The organism is Rhodopirellula sp. JB055 (assembly GCF_043100905.1).
Taxonomy (GTDB): domain Bacteria; phylum Planctomycetota; class Planctomycetia; order Pirellulales; family Pirellulaceae; genus Rhodopirellula.
Window position 1 is genome coordinate 1 of record NZ_JBICHO010000299.1, and the last position, 4,927, is coordinate 4,927.

5 protein-coding genes are annotated in these 4,927 nt (G+C 55.3%); 1 reads left to right on the plus strand and 4 read right to left on the minus strand.

What is annotated here, in order from left to right; genetic code table 11:
• Nucleotides 1-439: 439 nt before the first annotated feature.
• Complete coding sequence (locus ACF8AM_RS11815; protein ID WP_392555826.1) at nt 440-1,402, plus strand: IS110 family transposase; 963 nt, start codon at nt 440-442, stop codon at nt 1,400-1,402.
• 220 nt (nt 1,403-1,622) lie between these two features.
• Here the strand turns inward: ACF8AM_RS11815 and ACF8AM_RS11820 are convergent, their stop codons facing one another.
• From ACF8AM_RS11820 to ACF8AM_RS11835, 4 genes are all read right to left on the minus strand, one after another.
• Nucleotides 1,623-2,750 (minus strand): HlyD family secretion protein, encoded by a 1,128-nt coding sequence (locus ACF8AM_RS11820; RefSeq protein WP_392555827.1) that lies wholly within the window; start codon nt 2,748-2,750, stop codon nt 1,623-1,625.
• On the minus strand, nt 2,747-2,986 hold the full coding sequence (locus ACF8AM_RS11825) for a DUF3302 domain-containing protein (RefSeq protein ID WP_392555828.1): 240 nt from the start codon (nt 2,984-2,986) through the stop codon (nt 2,747-2,749). The genes ACF8AM_RS11820 and ACF8AM_RS11825 overlap by 4 nt, the downstream gene beginning before the upstream one ends.
• Before the next feature lie 238 nt (nt 2,987-3,224).
• Nucleotides 3,225-3,767: a DUF1016 N-terminal domain-containing protein gene (locus ACF8AM_RS11830; RefSeq protein WP_392555829.1), complete on the minus strand. Its 543-nt coding sequence runs from the start codon at nt 3,765-3,767 to the stop codon at nt 3,225-3,227.
• A 717-nt stretch (nt 3,768-4,484) separates the two neighbouring features.
• Nucleotides 4,485-4,927 (minus strand): ankyrin repeat domain-containing protein (locus ACF8AM_RS11835; RefSeq protein WP_392555830.1); only part of this gene is annotated, 443 nt, incomplete at its 5' end.

Consider the following 4,927-nt stretch of genomic DNA (forward strand, 5'->3'; position numbering starts at 1 on the left):
CCGCCGCACACATCGCTGAACGACATGGACGATACAGACATCGCTCGAATGAAACTGTTCACATCGCTGAGGCCGCGGCATTTCAAATCTCCAGTCAAAAGGGACAGTCACCACCCTACCCACCCCACAACCCGCTGTCAACGCATGGTGGGTGGCACCATACATCAATGCATGGTGGGTAGTGTCTGAGTTGAAGCGATGCTCCGGTGCAGTAGGCTGCTTCTTTCTAGCTGCCTTCCGTCGCCGAAAGCTTCGGTAGATTGATGAAAGTCCCTACCGAGATCGCTACTCGGCAGGGACGCGAACTGGACAGATCGTTGTGGGTAGACCCTTGAGGTCGTGTGCCATCGAGATCGTCCGTTCGTTTCGTTTCCAGCCCGAACAGCCGAAGGGACCGTACAGACAATCGCGAGTCCGAACTACTATCCAGGGAAAAACGATGGTTACATCTTACAACAATGTCTTTGGCGTCGATGTCGCAAGCGAGAAACTTGACATCCATGATGCCGCAAAACAAAAGCATCAAGAGATTGCCAATGAAACTAGAGCGATCGACCTCTGGGTCAAAAGCATCGCACGTCGCAAACAAGTGCTCGTGGTTATGGAGGCCACCGGCGGTTACGAACAATCGCTGGTCGATGCCCTGCACGCCGCCAAGATCGATGTCGCTGTGTGCAATCCGCTGCAGGTCCGTTCCTTCGCCAAAGGGATCGGTATCATCGAAAAGAATGACCCGATCGATGCCGCGGTGATTGCCCGCTTCGGAGAAGTCGCTGAGCCAAAACTCAAGGAAAAACCGACTGAAAGTGAACGCAAGCTGCGTGCCCTGGTGCACCGTCGTGACCAAGCGATTGGGCAGTCCAAGCGAGAGCACAATCGAAAATTGCAGTGTCGCGATGAAGCGATCAAGGAATCCATCCAGGAGGCAATCACGTTTTACAAAGAGCAAGTTCGCAAACTCGACAAGCAGATCGAAAAAACGATCGCTGCCTGTCCGGTCCTCAAAGCTAAGAGCGATCTCCTGTCCTCATGCCCAGGCGTTGGGGCGGCAACCGTGGCGATGCTGCTTTCGGAGTTGCCGGAGCTTGGAGAGCTTTCGCGTGGCAAGATCGCCAAATTGGTTGGGGTCGCACCAATCGTTCGAGACAGCGGCAAGACCGAGGGCAAACGCAGTACGCACGCGGGGCGATCAATGGTGCGAAAGGTTCTCTACATGGCGGCGTTGGTGGCGACCAAGTACAACCCTCGGTTGAAGCAGTTCTATCAACGGATGATCGCGCAGAAGAAGCCATTCAAAGTGGCGATCGTGGCGGTGATGCGAAAGTTGCTGGTGACGCTCAACGTCATGCTCCGAGAGCAAAATCCTTGGCGCGAGCCAACACTCGCTCTTGACAAGAACTAAGACAGCCGATGGCACCATACGGACTAGCTCAAAGGAATGAACGTACTCTTGGTGAGCCTATTGATCGATCGCTGTAGATAAGGAAATGCTCGATGGTCGTTCCAGTAGTGGGTGCCGGGTAGCAGGGCCAACGATTGAGTTGGCTGCAAACGCCTGGATGACGGGACTTCCGCAGTTCTTGTCTGAAGTTCGACATGAATTCAGTGGCGTGCTCGCATTCTCACCAGACATAATTGGTCCAGGCCTTCATGCGCAACATCACGCGACGGATAATATGGGCGAACCGGATCTCTTCGGTGTAGATCGCTGCGATTCCGACCGCCCCACCGGGAAGTTCGTTCGCATCGTAGTTGCCGCCGTCCAATTCCAAGACGACTTGCAATGGTTCGGCTCGCGTTTGCTTCGCTGTCAGATCCTCGATGACTCCGGAACTTTGCACCTGCCCACCGGACGTCACGTCGGCAATGCCAACGACTTTGGCGGAGAGTGTCTGTCCCGGCAGATACTTCAATACGACTTCTGCATCCTGACCGGGCTGGACGTAGCGAAGCTGGTTCTGTTGGATCGCAACGGCAATGCGACTGCGATCGGTTTCAATGAAGGTCAGTGAACCTCTAAGCGGCATCGCCGCAACACGGGTTCCGGGGCGCAAGGCGAGCTGCTGCACCTCGCCGCGAGTCGGAGCTCGAACCGTCGCTTGATCAAGATCATACTTCGCACGCGCGAATTGCTCCCGGGCCTGGGCGACGGCCGTGTTCTCACCGTCGGCAGTGACGGATGCGAGTTCAAGCTTGGCTTGTGCCAATCGCAATTCAGCCTCCTTTTCCGCTCGTTCAGCAACCACCGCCGAACGAAGTGACTCCTCATACTCCTGCTTGCTGACGGCACTGGATTCCACCAGTTTCTTATTCCGCTCCAAAGTGCGGGCAGCCAGTTCTCGCTCTGCCGTCGTACGAGCCAGGGACGCTTCCGCAATGTCCACCGAACTCTGCAAGAGTTCCGGTTGTTGCTCTGCGGCGGCCAACGCGGCCGTCAGCCGGCCGACTTCGTCTTGAAAAGGCTCGGGATCAATCTGAAACAGCACCTCTCCTGCATCAACCTCGACAAGCGGTTGGATCGGAACCTCCGTGACTTGGCCCGAGACTGCGGGGACGATTTCGATCACGTTGCGAAACACACCGACGGGCCCCGAAGGAGCGCCCCATTGCATCGGGATAAACAACGCGATCAACAGGAGCAACATCCATGCGATCGGCGAAAGCTTCCAGCCCAGCGTTGGCGGGATAACTTTCAATTTAAAAAACATCAACAGCAGCGCGATATAAACCAATGTCAAAAAGACAATCATGCTGACGCCTCCCGCTTTAGCGTTTGTGGGAATTGCCAATACGCCCATACGTAGGCGATCGGCAGCAGCAATCCGCCACTGAGCAGTCCGATCCAGCCGCACACGCTCACCGCTTCGGCTTGAGGATGTGACCGTTGTCTCGCAATCTTGCCCGGCAGATACCCGAGCAGTAACGCGCCGCCCACGGCGGTCGCCAGCAACACGATCAAAATGAACAACGCAAACCAATCAAGCATCGTGTGCCCTCAATCAGGAACTTATCAAATGGCATGTTGTAACTCTCTCACTGCCGCAATTGTGCGGTCAGTTCGTCTTGAAGGTCAAGCAAAGGTTGCTGACCAAGTTCATTCCTCACACAAAGCACTTCAAGATTTCGACGAGGACGACGAGGGAACGGCAGCCAACGCGGCCGGCAGCAACAGGTTGCGAACGAGTGTTCTCATCGTTGCTCTGAAGAAGCAAGATGTTGTGTCCCTAGGGGATCTGCGAGACAAGTTGTTTCGCATCCGGGGCCAATTTGGCCACAACTTGTTTCCAATTTGGATCACTTTTGGAAACAGCTTGTTTCCCAATTGAATCGGGCTGATTCCAGAAGCTAACCCACTGCCGGATCGATCGCAGATTCCGACAGGAAACCCCCTTAATTTCAGGGAACTCGGAGGAGAGATCCTTGCTCATTTGCTGCAAAAAACCGTCGCCCCACTTGGCCGTTTCCTGCCTCTCGATAATCTGCTCGCCCAGGAACGAGTAAAGCTCGAGCATGGCATAGTTCACCGCGGCGGCCGCTTTGATCTGCGATCCATGAATCTGGCTTTTGATCGATACGATCCAGTCGCGATATCCCTTGTCGCTGGTGAGCTCGCTCATTTGGCGTCCTCTTTGACTTTTTTCTTCGTCGCAGGTTTCTTCGCCATGACGGTTGGCTTCCTGCCTGTGCCTCGTTGCGGGAACGGATGAACCATTCCTTAGGGGGGAACTCCGGCTCAATCCGCCCGCATGTGCGATCCGTTGACGCACTCCCGAACGCCCCACGCTCATTCCGCAGGGATTTTAGCGGACAAGAAGGGGCCTACCAGAAACCGACCGGAGAGCCAGGAAATGTCATCCAGCTGTGATGGCGGCGGCGGGACTGGCGAGGAATAGCCAATCGCTTGCACCTGGTAGACTCCAGCGAAAACTGGCATCCCGACAGATTGATCGATCCAAATCTCTCCCTCAGAGAAACCTGGTGACAACGTGATATCCACGGACACGCAAGCGTCCCTGCGAACGGTTGCACCACTGGTTGCACCAACGGATGCACCAGATTCAGTCCAGGACAGCAAAAACAGTCCATCTGAGTCCAATTCTGACCAAACCGACGCCGACGCTGAAAACGGTGCGGACACGAAAAAACCCCGCAAAACACGGGGCTTTGCGGGGTTTTTGGGAGTGGGCGATACAGAACTCGAATCTGAGACCTCCACGATGTCAAAGCTTGTCAGACGACCCAGAAACGTCATTTTTACGGGGTTCTACGCGAATTTCGTTTCCAGGAAAAGCACGGAATGGCACCGTTTTACACCCTTTCCGTGCACATTTCCGTGCAACACGCCATCGAGAAACCCCGTGTTTTCCGCAGTGGACACTTAGCGTTTTTTGACGAAATCTGTCACCACACGAAGAATTCTCGCACCCCCACGGTGCTTTCGTGGATTGCTCCTATTTCTCGGCATACGTACTTCCGAACTTCACTCAGTGGATCCCCAAGACGGGATCAGGTAGCCGCTCCGACAGGGCGGACCACGTCTCGTGTTGCCCGTGTAGTTCGGCTACCCGGAGAACACGCCTGGCAAGCTCGGCGGATTCATGCTGTGGTTTGATCGCCCGCTCGTGATCGAGCAGCAATCTTGCCACTTCCGTATATCCCGCAGCGGCGGCATTGTGGATCGGCGTGTAGAGCTGCTTGTTGGTGATCGAAGCATCTGCGCTGTACCTGAGCAGCAGTTTGATGATTGACAGACAGTTTACCTCCGCCGCCAAGTGCAAGGGAGTATCGCCACGGGCATCAGCTGCGTCGGGATTGGCACCGTTCTCTAGCAGCATGTTTGCCATGAACCCAAACTCACCCTTGGTGACGCAGTGAAGTGCGGTGCGTCGAACGTTTCCCCGAGCATCAGGGCTTACCTCCGCTTCGA

Coding starts and splice junctions, on each gene's coding strand:
- ACF8AM_RS11825 (WP_392555828.1), bottom strand. CDS start 2,986: ATGCTTGATTGGTTTGCGTTGTTCATTTTGATCGTGTTGCTGGCGACC.
- ACF8AM_RS11815 (WP_392555826.1), top strand. CDS start 440: ATGGTTACATCTTACAACAATGTCTTTGGCGTCGATGTCGCAAGCGAG.
- ACF8AM_RS11820 (WP_392555827.1), bottom strand. CDS start 2,750: ATGATTGTCTTTTTGACATTGGTTTATATCGCGCTGCTGTTGATGTTT.